18 protein-coding genes are annotated in these 16,806 nt (G+C 72.1%); 7 read left to right on the top strand and 11 right to left on the bottom strand.

What is annotated here, in order from left to right; translation table 11 throughout:
• The first annotated feature begins 515 nt into the window (after positions 1-515).
• Positions 516-1,517, top strand: coding sequence for a tryptophan--tRNA ligase (gene trpS / locus ABZX65_RS36065; protein WP_355350232.1), 1,002 nt, complete (start codon positions 516-518; stop codon positions 1,515-1,517).
• A 65-nt stretch (positions 1,518-1,582) separates the two neighbouring features.
• Here the strand turns inward: trpS and proC are convergent, their stop codons facing one another.
• The 3 genes from proC to ABZX65_RS36050 form a co-directional block, all read right to left on the bottom strand.
• Complete coding sequence (gene proC, locus ABZX65_RS36060; protein WP_355350229.1) at positions 1,583-2,401, bottom strand: pyrroline-5-carboxylate reductase; 819 nt, start codon at positions 2,399-2,401, stop codon at positions 1,583-1,585.
• A gap of 112 nt (positions 2,402-2,513) precedes the next feature.
• The gene (locus tag ABZX65_RS36055) at positions 2,514-3,251 is read right to left on the bottom strand and encodes an ABC transporter permease (RefSeq protein WP_355350226.1); all 738 of its coding nucleotides are present in this window, start codon (positions 3,249-3,251) and stop codon (positions 2,514-2,516) included.
• A complete protein-coding gene (locus ABZX65_RS36050; RefSeq protein WP_355350223.1) occupies positions 3,248-4,144 on the bottom strand; it encodes an ABC transporter ATP-binding protein in 897 nt (298 codons plus the stop codon). The genes ABZX65_RS36055 and ABZX65_RS36050 overlap by 4 nt, the downstream gene beginning before the upstream one ends.
• A 994-nt stretch (positions 4,145-5,138) precedes the next feature.
• Between ABZX65_RS36050 and ABZX65_RS36045 the strand changes: the two genes are divergently transcribed.
• Entirely contained in the window at positions 5,139-5,468 is a 330-nt protein-coding gene (locus ABZX65_RS36045) for a hypothetical protein (protein ID WP_355350220.1), read from the top strand.
• A 10-nt stretch (positions 5,469-5,478) separates the two neighbouring features.
• On the opposite strand, the gene ABZX65_RS36040 is transcribed toward ABZX65_RS36045, so the two are convergent.
• Positions 5,479-5,955, bottom strand: a complete 477-nt coding sequence (locus tag ABZX65_RS36040) for a hypothetical protein (protein WP_355350241.1) — start codon at positions 5,953-5,955, stop codon at positions 5,479-5,481.
• Positions 5,956-5,996: 41 nt separating this feature from the next.
• On the bottom strand, positions 5,997-6,191 hold the full coding sequence (locus ABZX65_RS36035) for a hypothetical protein (protein WP_355350217.1): 195 nt from the start codon (positions 6,189-6,191) through the stop codon (positions 5,997-5,999).
• Positions 6,192-6,279: 88 nt separating this feature from the next.
• Here ABZX65_RS36035 and ABZX65_RS36030 point away from each other — a divergent pair, with 88 nt between their 5' ends.
• On the top strand, positions 6,280-6,822 hold the full coding sequence (locus ABZX65_RS36030) for a GNAT family N-acetyltransferase (protein WP_355350214.1): 543 nt from the start codon (positions 6,280-6,282) through the stop codon (positions 6,820-6,822).
• 208 nt (positions 6,823-7,030) lie between these two features.
• Positions 7,031-7,249 (top strand): Clp protease N-terminal domain-containing protein, encoded by a 219-nt coding sequence (locus tag ABZX65_RS36025; protein WP_355350211.1) that lies wholly within the window; start codon positions 7,031-7,033, stop codon positions 7,247-7,249.
• A 41-nt stretch (positions 7,250-7,290) separates the two neighbouring features.
• On the opposite strand, the gene ABZX65_RS36020 is transcribed toward ABZX65_RS36025, so the two are convergent.
• Complete coding sequence (locus ABZX65_RS36020) at positions 7,291-7,746, bottom strand: hypothetical protein (RefSeq protein ID WP_355350238.1); 456 nt, start codon at positions 7,744-7,746, stop codon at positions 7,291-7,293.
• Positions 7,747-7,858: 112 nt separating this feature from the next.
• On the opposite strand from ABZX65_RS36020, the gene ABZX65_RS36015 reads away from it, so the two are divergent.
• Entirely contained in the window at positions 7,859-9,046 is a 1,188-nt protein-coding gene (locus ABZX65_RS36015; protein ID WP_355350208.1) for an LPXTG cell wall anchor domain-containing protein, read from the top strand.
• Positions 9,047-9,096: 50 nt separating this feature from the next.
• Positions 9,097-9,552 carry a Uma2 family endonuclease gene (locus ABZX65_RS36010; RefSeq protein ID WP_355350205.1) on the top strand — a complete coding sequence of 152 codons (456 nt, stop codon included), beginning with the start codon at positions 9,097-9,099 and terminating at the stop codon, positions 9,550-9,552.
• Positions 9,553-9,700: 148 nt separating this feature from the next.
• Here ABZX65_RS36010 and ilvD read toward each other — a convergent pair whose 3' ends face one another.
• The 4 genes from ilvD to ABZX65_RS35990 form a co-directional block, all read right to left on the bottom strand.
• Positions 9,701-11,554 carry a dihydroxy-acid dehydratase gene (ilvD, locus tag ABZX65_RS36005; RefSeq protein ID WP_355350202.1) on the bottom strand — a complete coding sequence of 618 codons (1,854 nt, stop codon included), beginning with the start codon at positions 11,552-11,554 and terminating at the stop codon, positions 9,701-9,703.
• 138 nt (positions 11,555-11,692) lie between these two features.
• Complete coding sequence (locus ABZX65_RS36000; RefSeq protein WP_355350199.1) at positions 11,693-12,406, bottom strand: TetR family transcriptional regulator; 714 nt, start codon at positions 12,404-12,406, stop codon at positions 11,693-11,695.
• Complete coding sequence (locus ABZX65_RS35995; RefSeq protein WP_355350235.1) at positions 12,403-13,197, bottom strand: sugar phosphate isomerase/epimerase; 795 nt, start codon at positions 13,195-13,197, stop codon at positions 12,403-12,405. Before ABZX65_RS35995 ends, ABZX65_RS36000 begins: the two co-directional genes overlap by 4 nt.
• A 260-nt stretch (positions 13,198-13,457) precedes the next feature.
• On the bottom strand, positions 13,458-14,426 hold the full coding sequence (locus ABZX65_RS35990) for a Ppx/GppA phosphatase family protein (protein ID WP_355350196.1): 969 nt from the start codon (positions 14,424-14,426) through the stop codon (positions 13,458-13,460).
• 130 nt (positions 14,427-14,556) lie between these two features.
• Here ABZX65_RS35990 and ABZX65_RS35985 point away from each other — a divergent pair, with 130 nt between their 5' ends.
• A complete protein-coding gene (locus ABZX65_RS35985) occupies positions 14,557-15,360 on the top strand; it encodes a hypothetical protein (RefSeq protein ID WP_355350193.1) in 804 nt (267 codons plus the stop codon).
• A gap of 415 nt (positions 15,361-15,775) precedes the next feature.
• Here ABZX65_RS35985 and ABZX65_RS35980 read toward each other — a convergent pair whose 3' ends face one another.
• Positions 15,776-16,618, bottom strand: coding sequence for a hypothetical protein (locus ABZX65_RS35980; protein ID WP_355350190.1), 843 nt, complete (start codon positions 16,616-16,618; stop codon positions 15,776-15,778).
• Positions 16,619-16,806: the final 188 nt, after the last annotated feature.

Raw genomic sequence — 16,806 nt, 5'->3', positions numbered from 1 at the left:
GGCCCTCCGGGCTTTCCCTTCGTCGTGTCTCCGACTCTATCAGACGCTTTCCAGTGCCTGACCCCCAGTCAGCGGGGCTTGTCTTTCCGGCTGTTCGGCCGTTCCGACGAGTGAGACATTAGCTGAACTTCGGCGGTCGAACCAAATCGGCCGCTTTCCGTTCCCGCCCCATTCCGAATGCGCACAAGTGAACGCCACGGCATGCCGTAGTCGCTCGTTTGTTTGCTGCGGAATGGCTGTCCGGGGACCGACCGGAGTCGGCGCTCACGCTCGGACAACCCGGAGAACGTTACGCACGGGTCCGGAGAGTGTCAACTCGGTGCCCTGGCGGTGGCCGGAGGGCTACTGTGGGTCGTATGACATCGCATGCGTGCACCTCTCAGTGGTGGGCCGCCTAGGGCGGCCAGGAGTCACGTATGCATCCAACGGCCGCCGCCTCGGCGGCCGTTTTCTGTTGTCCCGGCCGCGGTGGGCGGTGGTCCCGCGAACCCGACCAGGACCAGGAGACAGCAGTCATGACGCGGATTTTCAGTGGGGTCAAGCCGACCGGGCACCTCACCTTGGGGAACTACCTCGGCGCGATCCGGCGGTGGGCGGACGAGGACCAGCACCGGGCGGAGTCGCTGTTCTGCGTGGTCGACCTGCACGCGCTCACCGTCGACCACGATCCGGCGCGGGTGCGACGGCTCACCCGGCAGGCGGCGAGCCTGCTGCTCGCGGCCGGGCTCGATCCGCAGGTGTGCACGGTGTTCGTGCAGAGCCACGTCGACGAGCACGCGCGGCTGTCGTACGTCATGGAGTGCGTGGCCACCGACGGTGAGATGCGGCGCATGATCCAGTACAAGGAGAAGTCCGCGCGGGCGCAGGCGGCCGGGCAGAGCGTACGGCTGTCGCTGCTCACGTACCCGGCGCTCATGGCGGCGGACATCCTGGCGTACGGCGCCGACGAGGTGCCGGTCGGCGAGGACCAGACGCAGCATGTGGAGCTGACGCGGGTGCTGGCGGAGCGGTTCAACCAGCGGTACGGGCGGACGTTCGTCGTGCCCCGCGCCGTACGGCCCGCCGTGGCCGCGCGGGTCATGGACCTCCAGGACCCCACCGGCAAGATGGGCAAGTCGCACGACGCCACCGCCGGGATCATCTACCTGCTCGACGAGCCCGAGGCGATCACCAAGAAGGTGATGCGGGCGGTGACGGACAGCGGGGTCGGCGAGGTGGAGTACGACCGCGAGGCGCGGCCGGGCGTCGCGAATCTGCTGGACATCCTGGCGGCTTGTACGGGCAAGGAGCCGGAGACGCTGGCCGGGGAGTACACGGCGTACGGGGCCCTGAAGCGGGACACGGCGGAGGCGGTGGTGGAGCTGCTGCGGCCGTTGCGGGCGCGGCACGCCGAGTTCAGCGCCGATCCGTCGTACGTGGACGGGGTCCTGCGGGACGGCGCGGCGGCGGCGCGGGCGCTGGCCCGGCCGACCGTTGACGCGGCCTACCGGGCGGTGGGGCTGCTGCCGCTCACGTAGCCGCGGCCGTATCCGTACTGCTCCCGTGCCGCCTCGCTACCCGCGGCCGTACCCGTCGAGCCGGGTCATCCGTTGCCGGAGGCCAGCTCGCGGCTGCGGTCGCGGGCGGCTTCGAGGGCGGCGAGGAGGGCGGCGCGTACGCCGTGGTTCTCCAGCTCGCGGATGGCGTTGATGGTGGTGCCCGCCGGGGAGGTGACGGCTTCGCGGAGCTTGACCGGGTGCTCGCCGCTGTCGCGGAGCATCACGGCGGCGCCGATCGCGGACTGGACGATGAGGTCGTGGGCCTGGGCGCGCGGGAGGCCGAGCAGGATGCCCGCGTCGGTCATGGCCTCGACCAGGTAGTAGAAGTACGCGGGTCCGGAACCGGACAGGGCGGTCGCGGCGTCCTGCTGCTTCTCCGGGACGCGGAGGGTCTTGCCGACCGGCTTGAAGATGGCCTCGGTACGGGCGAGGTGGGCCTCGGTGGCGTGGCGGCCCGCCGAGATCACGGACATGCCCTCGTCCACGAGCACGGGGGTGTTCGGCATGACGCGTACGACCGCGATGCCGTCCGCGAGCCGCTCCTCGAAGAAGGCGGTCGGGATGCCGGCGGCGGCGCTGATGACGAGGCGGTCGGCCGGTACGTGCGCGGCCAGCTCGTCCAGCAGGGCGCCCATGTCCTGGGGCTTGGCCGCCAGGATGAGGGTGTCGGCGGCCTTGGCGGCCTCGGCGTTCGTGACGGCCTCGACGCCGTAACGGGCGCGCAGTTCCTCGGCGCGTTCGGGGCGGCGGGCGGTGACCAGCAGGTCCTCCGGGGCCCATCCGGCGCGGATCATGCCGGAGAGGAGGGCTTCGCCGATTTTGCCGGTGCCGAGAACGGCGACTTTCTGCTTCTGGGCGGTCATGGGGTCATCTTCGCAGGGGCGGACGGGGCAAGCGGGCCGCGTCCGCCCTTCGGTCGTACGTCCGGGCAACCGGGGTGGCTCTGCTCAGGTGGTGCGGCTCAGGTGGTGCGGCTCAGGTGGTGCGGCGGCGCAGGGTGGCCGAGCCCAGGCCGAGAGCCAGGAGGGCGCAGCAGGCGACGATGATCAGATCGCGTACGAAGTCGCCGGTGACACCCGTGTGGTGGACGATCTGGGTGGTGGCGTCGGCGGCGTACGACATGGGGAGCACGTTCGACAGGCCGCTGAGGACCGGCTGCATGTCGCCGCGCGGGACGAACAGGCCGCAGAGCAGGATCTGCGGGAGCAGCACGGCGGGCAGGAACTGCACGGCCTGGAACTCGCTGGACGCGAAGGCGCTGACGAACAGGCCGAGCGCGGTGCCGAGGAAGGCGTCGGCGAGCGCGGCGACCAGCAGCAGCCACGCCGAGCCGGTGACGTCGAGGCCGAGCGCGAGGACGGACAGGCCCGTGGCGAGCGCGGCCTGGACGACGGCGACGGCGCCGAACGCGAGCGCGTACCCGGCGAGCAGGTCGGCCTTGCCCAGCGGCATGGACAGCAGCCGCTCCAGGGTGCCCGAGGTGCGTTCGCGCAGCGTGGCGATCGACGTGACCAGGAACATCGTGATCAGCGGGAAGATGCCGAGGAGCGAGGCGCCGGCCGAGTTGTACGTCTGCGGGCTGGCGTCGAAGACGTACTTCAGCAGTGTCAGCAGCACGCACGGGACGACGAGCATCAGGGCGATCGTGCGCGGGTCGTGGCTGAGCTGGCGCAGGACGCGGCGGGCCGTGGCGAAGGTGCGGTCGAGGTTCATCGCGCGGTCGATTCTGTGGGGGTGGACTCGGCGGATTCGTTGGCACTGGCACTGGCTTGTGCGGGGGGCTTCTGCTGAGAGGCGCCGCTCGCGCCCTCGGCCTGGCCGCCCTTGGCGTCGCCGCCCTTGGCATCGCTCGCGCCGCTGGCTTCGTCGTTGGCCGCGTCGACCAGGCGCAGGAACGCCTCTTCGACGGTGTCGGAGCCGGTGCGCTCGCGCAGTGCGTCGGGGGTGTCGTCGGCGAGGATGCGGCCCTCGCGCATCAGCAGCAGGCGGTGGCAGCGTTCCGCCTCGTCCATGACGTGCGACGAGATGAGTACGGTCGCGCCGCGCTCGTCGGCCAGCCGGTGGAACAGTTCCCACAAATCCCTGCGGAGCACCGGATCGAGGCCGACCGTCGGCTCGTCCAGCACGAGCAGTTCCGGCTCGCCGAGGAGGGCCACCGCGAGGGAGACCCGGCCGCGCTGGCCGCCGGAGAGGTTGGCGGCGAGGCTGTCGGCGTGCGACATCAGGTTGACGTCCGTCAGGGCGCGTTCGACCTGGGCGGCGCGGTCGCGGTGCGCGATGCCGAGGACGGCGGCGTAGTAGTCGAGATTCTGCCGGGCGGTGAGGTCGGAGTAGACCGACGGCGCCTGCGTCACGTATCCGAGGCGCGGGCGCAGGCTGCGGTGGCCCGCCGGGTGGTCCAGCACGTTGAGGGTGCCGGTGACGTGGGCCTGCGAGCCGACGATCGCTCGCATCAGCGTGGATTTTCCGCAGCCGCTCGGTCCGAGGAGGCCGGTGATTCGGCCGGGCGGGAGGGTAAAGGAGAGGTTGTCGAGCACGGTGCGGCCACCGCGTACGACGCGGAGGCCGGCGGCCTCGATGGCGGGTCCGGGGGCTTTATTCATCATGTGATGAATAAACACCCGTGACGGGGTGCGCGTCAAGCCGTGCTCCTCCGGAGGGGGTGGGTTTTCGGGGGGCCTGGCGGCGGCTCGGTGGGGGGCCGGGGTTCCTGGGCCGGGGGGTCGGGTCGGGGGCCGGGGTTCCTGGGCCGGGGGGTCGGTGTCCTCATCCGGATGGGCGGGGTTCCTGGGCCGGGGGTCGGTGTCCTCATCCGGATGGCCGGGGTTCCTGGGCCCGGGGGCCGGTGTCCTGGTCGGGGGTCCGGGGTCGGTCAGGGTCATCCCCTATGGCGTTCGCGGTGGGGGCGAAGGATCGTTGCGGTATGAGGCGTTCATCCCGAGAAGTTGCTGCATCGCGCGTTGAGAAGCGGCAGTTGGCCGTGGCCTCGGCGACGCTTGGACCTTGGCGGCCGGCCGCTGCCGTCGGTGCGATCGGGGGTGGGGTGTCGCTTGCCCTGCACCTCGTGCACGGGCACTTCGGGCTCGGCATTCTGGCCGGGGCGCTGTCCGTGGGCGCCCTGCTTTTCTACTGCGTGGGCGGGGCCGGGGCGGTGCTCGGGTACTCCGGGGGCGCGCGGGGGCGGGATCACCGGATACGGAGGTGGGCGCGGGAGCATCCGTGGCGGGTGGCGGCTGTGCCCGGGGCGCTCATGCTTGTCAGCGACTTCGTTATTCGGGAGGTCCTGACCAGCCAGGGGTTCTTCGGGTCGCTCTGGACCGGGGTGTGGCACGGGGCTGTCGTGGCGGCTGTCGTGGGAGCCGTCGGGACCGTTTCGGCTGCGCGGCGTGCCTGAGGCTTTGACGTCTTGAGCGCTTCAGTCTTTTGAGCGCTTGACGTTTCTTGAGCGCCTGACGTCACCCGTGTCGCATTGTCGGCGCACCTCGGTGCCTGGGGGTCTTTCCCTCCGGGCACCTTTCCTTTGCCCACCGCCCTGTCCCTGGTGTCGGTCCCGGCGGGGCCCGCAAACAGGGCTACCGGCAGAAGGAGCCGCCGGGCGGCATGTTTGCCGAGCCTGATGATCACGGGCTGGGCCGCTCACGCGGTGGGTTCACCACCAAGCTCCACCCGGCGGTGGAGCAGGGTCAGAAGCCCATGGCGATCGTGATCACGGCAGGACAGTGCGGGGACTCGCCACAGTCTGAACCCGTGCTCGGCTCTCGCGGCGGCCGGCCGCCGCGTTTCGCCCCGGTCGACTACCGCGAACGTCACGCTGCCGAGTGCGGGATCAACCGGCACAAGAGGCACCGCGCCGTCGCCACGCGGTACGACAAGCTCGCGGTCCGCTACAAAGCGACTGTCCTGGTCGCTGCCATCAACGAGTGGCTGTGACCCCCCGCCGTCATACGGCCGTATCCACGTTCCACGTCTCCGGCAGATCGCCGCCGCAGAAGACGCAGACGAAGTCGCCCTCGCGCACGATGTTGTGCTCCTGGCAGTCGGGGCATCGCCGGAACACGATCTCGTGGGTGAAGCCGGAGGGCCGCCCAAGTTCTACGTCGTCCAGAGCATGAGCGACTGCCGACCAGGAGGTGACGTCCGGGCAGTATCCGGTGGACTGGTTGCTGACCTCGCCCACCATCCACCGGTCTGCCTCGCGCACGAAGCTGATCTCGCCAGCACCCAGAACCGTGTCCCCGCCAGCGCAGGCCACGTGCTCGCTTCGCCGCGGCGCCAGCCGAAGCACACCATCCGTCCCGACCACGAAGGTGAACGGGTCGGCCAACTCTGCCACCGATCGCTCAGCGATCCAGCCGTCGAAGTCAGCCGCCGAGCTGATCCGGCACCCGCCGCTGCCAGACCGGACCGCAGCCTTCAGCTCCACCGGTCCCACATATCGGTAACTCCGCCCCCGCACGCTCACATCAGCCAACCTAAAACACTTCCGACACACGCCCTATTAGGCGTCAGGGTCAGCCCGCACTCGAAGTCCTCGAGCGGCAACGGTGCCAGTTCCTCGGCCTCGGAGCGGTAGCTGAAGCCGATCGACGTCAGTCGGCCCTGCAGGATTCGCTCGTCCTCTGCGGCGTCGATCTCGGCAATCCCCTCGTTCACTTCGGGCGGGAGGCTCATGGGTCGGGCGCGGGACGGAGAGGCAATTGGGATCGGGGGGTTGGGTGGGGGGCGGGGATAGGTTGGGGGGATGGGGGAGTTGGGGTGGGTGGAGGGGTGGCCGGGTGGGGGGATTCGGACGGGGCGGCTCTGGTTGAGGGAGCCGGAGACGGGGGATCGGGGGGCGGTGATTGAGCTGTTCTGTTCGGCGGAGGTGGGGGCCTATGTAGGAGGGCCCCGGGAGCGGGACGAGATGGAGCGGGCGGTGCCCGAGATGCCAAGACGGCGGCACGGGCTCTTCGTGGTCGACCTCGACGGGGCGATGATCGGCATCGTCACGATCGACCGGCACGGCGCCGGGAGCAAAGGGCACGTCCGTCCGGAGGGCGAGGAACCCGAACTCGGCTACATGTTCCTGCCCGAGGCATGGGGCCACGGATACGCCACCGAAGCCTGCGCGGCAGCGCTCAACTGGGCCGCCGAAGCGCTCCCCGGCGAGCCGGTGGTGCTCTGCACCCAGACCGCCAATACGGCATCGCTGCGCGTCGCGGAAAAGCTTGGATTCACCGAGGTCGAACGCTTCGAGGAGTACGGCGCCGAGCAGTGGTTCGGCCTGTGGACGCGCCGAGGGTGACCCCGCGCAAGTAACCCCCTCCCCCCCATCAGCCACAACGGACGCGCGGACGCCGACGGGCGAGGAGGGGACGGGCCGGGGTGCCCCCGCAGGGGGACGAACGGACAAGGCCAGGAGCAGGCGCAGGCACCCGCAGGTTCGTCGCCCGAGGAGGTGCCCCGGCCCGGCACCGACCAGGCACAAGCGGCACCCGCAAGGAGGAGTAGAGGTGTTCGAGTTTTTCACCGACCGCGCGAGGCGCGCCGTGGCGCTGTCCCAGGACGAGGCCATCGCCCTCGGACACGACTTCATCGGCACCGAACACATCCTGCTCGGCTTGCTGGCGGCGGGAGAAGGCCGCGGCCTCGAGGTACTGGCGGCCCTGGAAGTGGAACCCGCCGGCCTGCGCCAAGCGGTACTCACCCGCGTGGCCAGGGAGACGTCATAGCGACGACCGGGATATGCGCCCACCGCCCGGCCGGACACGCCCTAGGACCGGCGGCGTGCCGAGGCGGTCGCGTGCTCGGCGCGGTGCAGCGCCTCCCCCGGCGCTTCGGTGAAGGCCCGAAGGAAATAGGCGAGGAGCACGCCGAGAAAGCCGATCGCCAGAAGCCCCTGCTCGGCCCCCGCCTCCCGCCGCCGCGAAAACCCCCGCCACGTCCGCTGGAAAGCGAGAGCGCTGCACACGGCGAACCCGGCCACCGCCAGAAACGTCACAAAGGGACCGACGTCGGCGTCGGCCAGCCCCTGAAAGCCGAACCGCAGCACCGCCGCCCCCGCCGCGATGGCGACGAGGGACCCGACCGCGAGCCCGGCCCGCCGCCAGGCGTATCCGCCGTCGTGCGCGACCCACGTCGTCCCGAAGAAACGGATCGGCTCCGGCCGCGGCACCCCCTCAGCCGCCCCGCCGCTTCCGCCACCGCCCCCGCCAACCCGCCGCTTCACTTCGCTCACCTCGTCCACGCCATCGATTATGACCCAGAACGGGACGTTCCCTGACACACCCGTTCGGCCGACGGTCGACGAATCGCACGACGCGATGCGTTTTCCTGACGATATGTCAGACATCCGGTCAGACGTCCCCCCGGCCTCGCCCGGGCTCCGACGCCGTCCCCCCGCCCCCCACCTCCTCCTCGGCCTGGGCGCCGCCGCCCTCACCGCCGCCGCCTGCACCCTGGCCGCCGGGTCCGGCGCGGCGACGGCCGCGGGCCCCCGCGCGGCCGAGGCGGCGACCAGCTCCCTGGTCGACCTCACCCTCGCACCCGCCCCGCCGCTCGGCCTGAGCGCCTTCCACGGCCGGTACGGCCACGCCTCCTCCGCCCCGGACGGCGGACCGGACGGCGGTGACTTCTCCGACCCGTCCGGCGTGCTGTCGCACCTGACGGTGATCGGCGCGGTCACGGCCCGTACGGACGCGGGTCCCGGCAAGACCTCCGCGCAGGCCCAGGCGGGCGGCTTCACGCTCGCCCTGAACTCCAAGGACTTCGTCAGCGTCGGGTCGCTGGACGCGTACGCGGAGTGCGTTCCGCCGCCGGTGGGCCCGTACGCGCTCGCGTACGCGCGGACGGACGGCGGGGTGATCGACGTACTCGGCCACACCGTCCCGGTCGGGACGACCACCTTCGACGTGACCGGCGCGGAGATCGGCGCCTCCGGCATCGGCGGCGGCACGCTCACCGTGACGTACGAGCCGTACCAGCACCCGCCCGGCGGCGCCCCGACCGCCGCCACCAGCGCGGACGCGGGCGTCGACATCACCGTCAGCGGCACGTTCACCGACACGAGCGGCGCCCCGGCGTACGCGGGACCGCTGGTCGACCTCCGCCTCGGCCACGTCGCCGTCACCTGCGAGACCACCACCCCGACCCCGACGAACTCGGTCGACTCGACGACGCCGGTGCCACCGACGACGACACCGCCGACCACCGCGACGACGACGCCGACGACGCCCACCCCGACCGGCCCGGAAACCGGCGGCACGACCCCACCGCCCACTACCTCGCCGACCACCCCGCCCACGACGCCACCGACCACCCCGCCCACCACCTCCCCGGACCCGTCGGGGACGGCCGGCACCACTCCCCCGCCGACGCCCACCGGGACCTGGACCACCCCCGGCGGCGACACCCTCCCGCACACCGGCGCCGAGGTCGGATGGGCAGCGGGACTCGCCGGCGGATCGCTGCTCCTCGGCGGCTTCCTCGTGTTCAGGACCGCCCGGGCGAGGCGCGGCCGGCACCTCTGATTTGGCATATGCCAGCGTCATTCTCTGCCCAGGGGTCATACTTACTGTCCATGGAAGGAAAATTAACGGCGCACGCCGCTGAGAACCCCGCGCGGCAGGAGCGATTCCGCACGCTGGCGCGGTATCTGATGACGCACAGCCTCCGCCGTACACTCCCCGCGCACCTGCGGGTGCGCAGGGACGTGGCGGTGGTCGTGGACGAGCGCACGGTGGCCGAACCGGACATCGTCGTGGTCGGCGCGGAGGCGGAGAACGTTGTCGTCCTCGCCGTGGAAGTCCTGCCCGCCGACGCCGACGAGAGCGAGCCTCACCCGTACGAGGAAGCGGGGGTCACGCACCTGTGGCGCGTGGAGGAGGACACCGAGACCGAGCGCCCGATGGTCTACGTGCACGAGTGGGATCCGGCCTCGCACTCGTACGCCCTCACCGGCGTGCACCGCGAGGAGCTGACCGTCCAGGTCCCGTACCGCATCAACGTCGACCTCACGGGCATCGACCACCTCTGACCGTCGACCCGTACGCGTGCGCGTAAACGTGCACGAACCTGTGCCCGTGCCCGCACGGATACGCGTACGTCCAGGCACAGCGCGGCCGTACGCACGACGCCCCCGCACCGGGTCACGGTGCGGGGGCGTCGTGCGTGCGCTGCCGGTGTCAGCGCTCCAGCTTGGTGATGTCGCGGACGGCGCCGCGGTCGGCGCTGGTGGCCATGGCCGCGTAGGCGCGCAAGGCCGTGGAGACCTTGCGGGTGCGGTCGCGGGGGGCGTAGACGCCGCCGAGGGCTTCGCGGCGGGCGGCCAGCTCCTCCTCGGACACCAGGAGTTCCATGGAGCGGTTGGGGATGTCGATCCGGATGCGGTCGCCGTCCTCGACCAGGGCGATGGTGCCGCCCGAGGCCGCCTCGGGTGAGGCGTGGCCGATGGACAGGCCCGACGTGCCGCCGGAGAAGCGGCCGTCGGTGACCAGGGCGCAGACCTTGCCGAGGCCGCGGCCCTTGAGGAAGGACGTGGGGTAGAGCATCTCCTGCATGCCGGGGCCGCCGCGCGGGCCCTCGTAGCGGATCACGACGACATCGCCGGGGTTGACCTGCTTGGCGAGGATCTTGTCGACGGCCTCTTCCTGCGACTCGCAGACGACGGCCGGGCCCTCGAAGGTCCAGATCGACTCGTCCACGCCCGCGGTCTTCACGACCGCGCCGTCCAGGGCGAGGTTGCCGCGCAGCACGGCCAGGCCGCCGTCGGCGGAGTAGGCGTGCGCGACGTCGCGGATGCAGCCGCCCGCGGCGTCGGTGTCCAGGGTGTCCCACCGCTCGGACTGCGAGAACGCCTCGGCGGAGCGCTTGCAGCCGGGCGCCGCGTGCCACAGCTCGACGGCCTCGTCGGAGGCGGAGCCGCCGCGCACGTCCCAGGCGTCGAGCCACTCCTTGATGGAGGGCGAGTGGACGGTGTGCACGTCCTCGTTGAGCAGCCCGCCGCGGTACAGCTCGCCGAGGATGGCGGGGATGCCGCCGGCCCGGTGGATGTCCTCCATGTAGTACGTGCCGCCGGGCGCCACGTTCGGCGCGACCTTGGCCAGGCAGGGGACGCGGCGCGAGACGGCGTTGATGTCGTCCAGGCCGTAGTCGAGCTCGGCTTCCTGGGCGGCGGCCAGCAGGTGCAGGATCGTGTTGGTGGAGCCGCCCATGGCGATGTCGAGCGCCATGGCGTTGTCGAAGGCGGCGCGGGTGGCGATGGCGCGCGGCAGCACGGACGCGTCGTCCTGCTCGTAGTGCCGCTTGGTCAGCTCCACGACGGTGCGGCCGGCGTTCTCGTACAGCGCCTTGCGGGCGGTGTGCGTGGCCAGGACCGAGCCGTTGCCGGGCAGGGCCAGGCCCATGGCCTCGGTGAGGCAGTTCATCGAGTTGGCGGTGAACATGCCGGAACAGGAGCCGCAGGTCGGGCAGGCGTTCTCCTCGATACGGAGGATGTCCTCGTCCGAGATGTTCTCGTTGACGGCGTCCGCGATGGCGTTGATCAGGTCCAGCTTGCGGACGGTGCCGTCGACCAGCGTCGCCTTGCCGGCCTCCATGGGGCCGCCGGAGACGAAGACGGTCGGGATGTTGAGGCGCAGCGCGGCCATCAGCATGCCCGGGGTGATCTTGTCGCAGTTGGAGATGCAGATCAGCGCGTCCGCGCAGTGCGCCTCGACCATGTACTCGACGGAGTCGGCGATCAGGTCGCGGGACGGCAGGCTGTAGAGCATGCCGCCGTGGCCCATCGCGATGCCGTCGTCCACGGCGATCGTGTTGAACTCGCGCGGCACCGCGCCCGCCGCGAGGATCGCCTCGGAGACGATCCGGCCGACGGGCTGAAGGTGCGTGTGACCCGGTACGAACTCGGTGAAGCTGTTGGCGACCGCGATGATCGGCTTCCCGATGTCGCTGCTGGCGACGCCGGAGGCGCGCATCAGCGCGCGGGCGCCCGCCATGTTGCGGCCGTGGGTGACCGTACGTGACCTCAGCTCGGGCACGGTGTCCACTCCCTTGGGTTCACTTGGCTCGTACTGCTCCGTACTAGAGCATCGAGGGTACGCCCGTCGCCCAGGATCCGGACGTTCGGTCCGGTATGCGGGACGTGCGGTCCCATGGGGCTGTACGGGGGCGGGGTCCTACGGGTGGACGTCGGCGGCGGTGAGGTAGCGCTGGAGGACCGGGCCGACCATGGCGACGATGTCCTCGGGGTCGGCGGAGGCCATCGGCTCCACCCGCACGATGTACCGCAGCATGATGATCCCGACGAGCTGGGCGGCGGCGAGCTGCACGCGGAACTCGGCGTCGGGCACGTCGAGGCCGCCCGCGAGGCGGGCCAGGACGCGGCGGCTGACCAGGCCGCGGAAGACCGCGGCGGCCGTCTCGTTGGTGACCGCGGACCGGACGATGGCCAGCAGCGGCTCGCGCGAGACCGGGTTCTCCCAGATCCGCAGCATCAGCCGGGCCACCCGCTCGCCCATGCCGTCGACGCCGCCCGCCACGACGAGGTCGGGGATGTTCATGGCGGGCGCGAAGGACAGCTCGATGGCGGCGCCGAAGATCTGTTCCTTCGTGCCGAAGTAGTGGTGGACGAGGGCGGAGTCGACGCCCGCCGCCTTGCCGATCGAGCGGACGGAGGTCTTGTCGTAGCCGCGGGCGGAGAACTCCTCGCGGGCGGCGGCGAGGATACGGTCACGGGTCTCGGCGGTCCCGGCCTTGGTGCCCGCGGGACGGCCGCGGCGGCGGCCGGCCGGCTTGCCGGACTCCTGGGGGCCCTCGGATTCCTGGGGCCCGTCGGATTCCTGGGGCCCGTCGGGTTCCGGGGAGCCGGGGGACGCCTTCGCCGTACTCACGCCGGACCACCGCCGACCGGCGCCGGTGTCGCGTAGTGCAGCCGGGTGAAGGCCAGCGCCTCCGCCAGGTCGGCCTCGCGCTCGGCCCTCGACATCGCCCGCCGGGTGGTCACCTCGACCACCACATGGCCGTCGTAGTCGCTCGCCGCCAGCGCCGCCAGCAGCTCCGCGCACGGCAGATTCCCGCGCCCCGGCACCAGGTGCTCGTCCTTGGCGGAGCCCGTGCTGTCGCCGAGGTGGACGTGCACCATCCGCTCGGCCATCCTCGCCATCAGCGCGAACGGCTCGGTACGGGAGGTCGCCGCGTGCGAGAAGTCCACGGTCAGGTGGCGGTAGTCGTCGTTGGTGACGTCCCAGTCGGGCGCGTACGCCTGCATCTCGCGGTCCCGGTAGCGCCAGGGGTACATGTTCTCGACCGCGAACCGTACGTCCGTCTCGTCCGCCATCCGCCAGATCCCGGCGACGAAGTCCCTGGCGTAGCCGCGCTGCCAGCGGAACGGCGGGTGCACCACGACGGTCGAGGCGCCCAGCGTCTCGGCCGCCGCGCGGGCCCGCTGGAGCTTGACCCACGGGTCGGCGGACCAGACGCGCTGCGCGATCAGCAGGCACGGCGCGTGGACGGCCAGGATCGGCATCCGGTGGAAGTCCGACAGGCGGCGCAGCGCGTCCACGTCCTGGCTGATCGGGTCGGTCCACACCATCACCTCGACGCCGTCGTAGCCGAGGCGGGCGGCGATCTCGAAGGCGGTGGCGGTGGAGGCCGGGTAGACGGAGGCGGTGGACAGGACGATCTTCGACGTGCCGCCGCGGGGCCCCGCGGCGGACCCCGCGGTTGGGGCGAGACGTTCCCGCGCGTGCTGCGCGCGCTGCCCCGTACGCCATTGCCGTCTCAGGGCGGCGTCCGTCGTCCGGCCGTCCGTCTTCCGACCCGCTGGTTCAGCCACGGGAAACAGCGTACGGCGGCGGCCGGGGCGGAAGGGGCAGGTGCCGGGGGGTGCGGAGGGACTGTCGCCGATCTCACGGCGGGGCGCGGCGGGCGCGGCGGACCGGCTCAGTCGCCCCAGCGGGCCAGGGCCGCCCCCGGTCCGGCGTCGTTCACCATCAGGTCGAGCTTGCGCAGGATGACGCCCTCGCGCAGGGCCCAGGGGCAGATCTCCAGCTCCTCGACGCCGAAGAGGTCCATCGCGGCGTCCGCGACCAGGGCGCCCGCCAGGAGCTGCCCGGCCCGGCCGACCGAGACGCCCGGCAGGGTGCTGCGCTGGGCCGCCGTCATCTCCGCGAGCCGCGGCACCCACTCCTCCAGCGCGCCGCGCCGCAGCCGGCGCTGGGCGTACAGGCCGTCGGCGGAGCGGGCCGCGCCCGCGAGCCTGGCGAGCTGCTTGAACGTCTTGGACGTGCCCACCGCGTGGTCGGGCCGGCCGAAGCGGGCGAAGTCCGGGACCGTACGGGCGATCTCGGCGCGTACGTGCCTGCGCAGCGACCGTACGTCGTGGGCGGTCGGCGGGTCGCCCGGCAGCCACGTACCGGTCAGGCGTCCCGCGCCGAGCGGCAGGGACACGGCCGCGTCCGGGTACTCGTCCATGCCGTAGCCGACCTCCAGCGACCCGCCGCCGATGTCCAGCACCAGCAGCCGCCCGGCCGACCAGCCGAACCAGCGGCGTACGGCGAGGAACGTCAGCCGCGACTCGTCCTCGCCGGACAGGACGGTGAGGCGGACGCCCGTCTCCGCGTCCACCCGGGCCAGGACGGCCTCGCCGTTCGCCGCCTCCCGCACCGCGGAGGTCGCGAAGGACAGCACGTCCTCGGCGCCCTTGTCCTCCGCCACGCGCAGCGCGTCCGCGATCGTGGCGACCAGGCGGTCGACGCCGGCCGCGCTGATCGCGCCGTGCTCGTCGAGGAGTTCGGCCAGGCGCAGCTCCGCCTTGTGCGAGTACGCGGGGAGCGGGCGCGCGCCCGGGTGCGCGTCCACCACCAACAGGTGGACGGTGTTGGAACCCACGTCGAGCACTCCGAGTCGCATGGGCAAGACGCTAGCGCGCCGACGTGGGTGTCCGTTCCGCGGGCCGCGCGGGGCCGCCGGGCGGTGGCGCGTGGGCGATCCGCGACCCGTTGGCGACCATTCGGCGCATTCCGGTCTTACTCTTGGGCGCGTGGCGAAGGTGAAGGCCCTCAAGGCCAAGAAGAAGAGTGCAGGCACGGTCCGCGACGAGGTGGGGCTGGACTTCGCCCGCGCCTGGGTCGAATTCGCCGATCCGGCCGACGAGGAGCAGGTCTTCCGCTGCGACCTCACGTGGCTCACCTCGCGCTGGACGTGCGTCTTCGGCAGCGGCTGCCAGGGGATCGTGGCGGGGCGCGCGGACGACGGGTGCTGTTCGCTGGGCGCGCACTTCTCGGACGACGACGACGAGAAGCGGGTGGCCGGGCATGTGGCCAGGCTCACGCCGGAGACGTGGCAGTTCCACGCCGTGGGCGCCGACGGCGCGTGGGCGATGGAGAACGAGGAGGGCGAGCGGCAGACGCGTGTCGTGGACGGGGCGTGTGTCTTCTCCAACCGGGCCGGGTTCGCGGGCGGCCAGGGGTGCGCGCTGCACGCGCTGGCCCTGCGGGAGGGGCGCGAGCCGCTGGAGACGAAGCCGGACGTGTGCTGGCAGTTGCCGATCCGGCGGACTTTCGACTGGGTGGACCGGCCGGACGATTCGCGGGTGCTGGTCGTGTCGATCGGGGAGTACGACCGGCGGGGGTGGGGGCCGGGGGGCCACGACCTGCACTGGTGGTGCACGTCGGCGACGTCCGCGCACGGTGCCGGTGACCCGGTCTACGTGTCGTACCGCCCGGAGCTGACGGAACTCATGGGTCCCGACGCCTACGCCGTGCTCGCTGCGCTGTGCGAGTCCCGCCTGTCCACCCCCCACCTTCCTCTTCTGGCCCCCCACCCCGCCGATCCCGCTTCTTAGGGCCCTCTTGTGCGTGGGGGCGGCTGGGGGGGTCGGTCCCGGTACCGTCCGGGCGCCCTCTTGTGCGTGGGGTCGGTCCGGGTACCGTCCGGGCGCCCTCTTGTGCGTGGGGTCGGTCCCGGTACGGGGTACCTCCTCGAGCTGCGTGCTGCCTGCTCCCGCGCATCCGTCAACGCCCTGTCGGCACGCAAATCTGCGGGGGCACCCCGCACCGTCCCCTCCGGTACGTCGGCGCCCAACGGTCCGTGGGGGTGGTGGAGGAGGGGGTGGATGGGGCCCCTCCGGTTACGTCGGCGCCCGACGGTCCCTGGGGGTGGATGGGGCCGGGCACGGGGGCTGCGGGGGGGGTTGACGCCCCGCACGATGGTCAAAGGGGGCGTGTTCGATGTTCGGGGAGGCGCTTTGCGGGGTGTCGTCAGCCGAGGTGGCGGAGGGTGCCGGAGATGGTGGACCGGAAGGTCTGGAGGGCGTGGAGGCCGGCGGTGTAGCGGTCCTGGTGGGCGGCGATGTCGGCGGTCTGCTGCTGGGCGCGTACGGCGTGCAGGAGTTGGGCGGTGTGGTGGCGGCGCTGGCAGGTGACGTCGGCGACGGCGGTGCGCCGCTCGGTCGGGGTGTGCGTGGTGTTGCCGTCGCTGCCGCGATGCCACGCCTTGTCCCCGAAGGCCGCGAGCGGGTCGGAGTAGCGGGCGAACCCCTGGCCGGCCACGCAGCGGGACCACGCGTCCCAGGCCGCGAGCAAGCGGGGATCGCGTTTGACGGCCTTGTCGATCTCGACCGAGCGCGTGCTCGCGTAGAGCCAGTCCCGCTTGACGTCGATCCCGCGCATCAGCCGCCGGTTCGCCTCCACGTTGCAGGCCGGAAAGTCCGCGTACTCGGCCTGGGTCATCCGACGGCCCTGCGGCAGCGTGGGAGTGGACTTCGCCGGGTCCCATCCGTAGCCCCAGCGGCTCGCGTTGGTCATGTCGAGTGCGCCGTAGCCAGTGCTGACCGCGGTGAGCACGGTGGGGTCGACGGGGTAGCGCGGATCGAGCGGAAAATCCGCGTGCCCGCGTTTCGCCATGCACTGCCGGACCAGCAACGCCGTTGCCCGCTTCTCCCGTTGGTAGTCCTCGGGCGTGTAGTTATAGCGATCCGCCGGAAGCGGCCCAAGCCCCACCGTCGCACGGACCGCCTGCGCCCGCTCCGGCCCCGAGGCACCCACCCCCGCCAGCACCGCCACCCCCACCACGGCCCCAAGCCGCCACCCCCGCGTCCCCATGCCCCCGGATGCTAGCCCCCGCCCCACCCAAGCCCACCCACCCCCCTCCGCCCCCACCGGACCGTCGGACGCCGACGTACCCGAGCCCACCCACCCCCTCCCCGGCCACCCCCACCGGCGGGCGGACGCCGACGTACCGGGAGGGGACGGGCCGGGGTGCCCCCGCAGGGGGACGAACGGAAAGGGGC

Source organism: Streptomyces sp. NPDC003300 (assembly GCF_040610915.1).
In the GTDB taxonomy this organism is placed as follows: Bacteria; Actinomycetota; Actinomycetes; order Streptomycetales; family Streptomycetaceae; genus Actinacidiphila.
The sequence above is the reverse complement of the archived record's forward strand: the minus strand, read 5'-3'. Positions and strand labels throughout refer to the sequence as shown.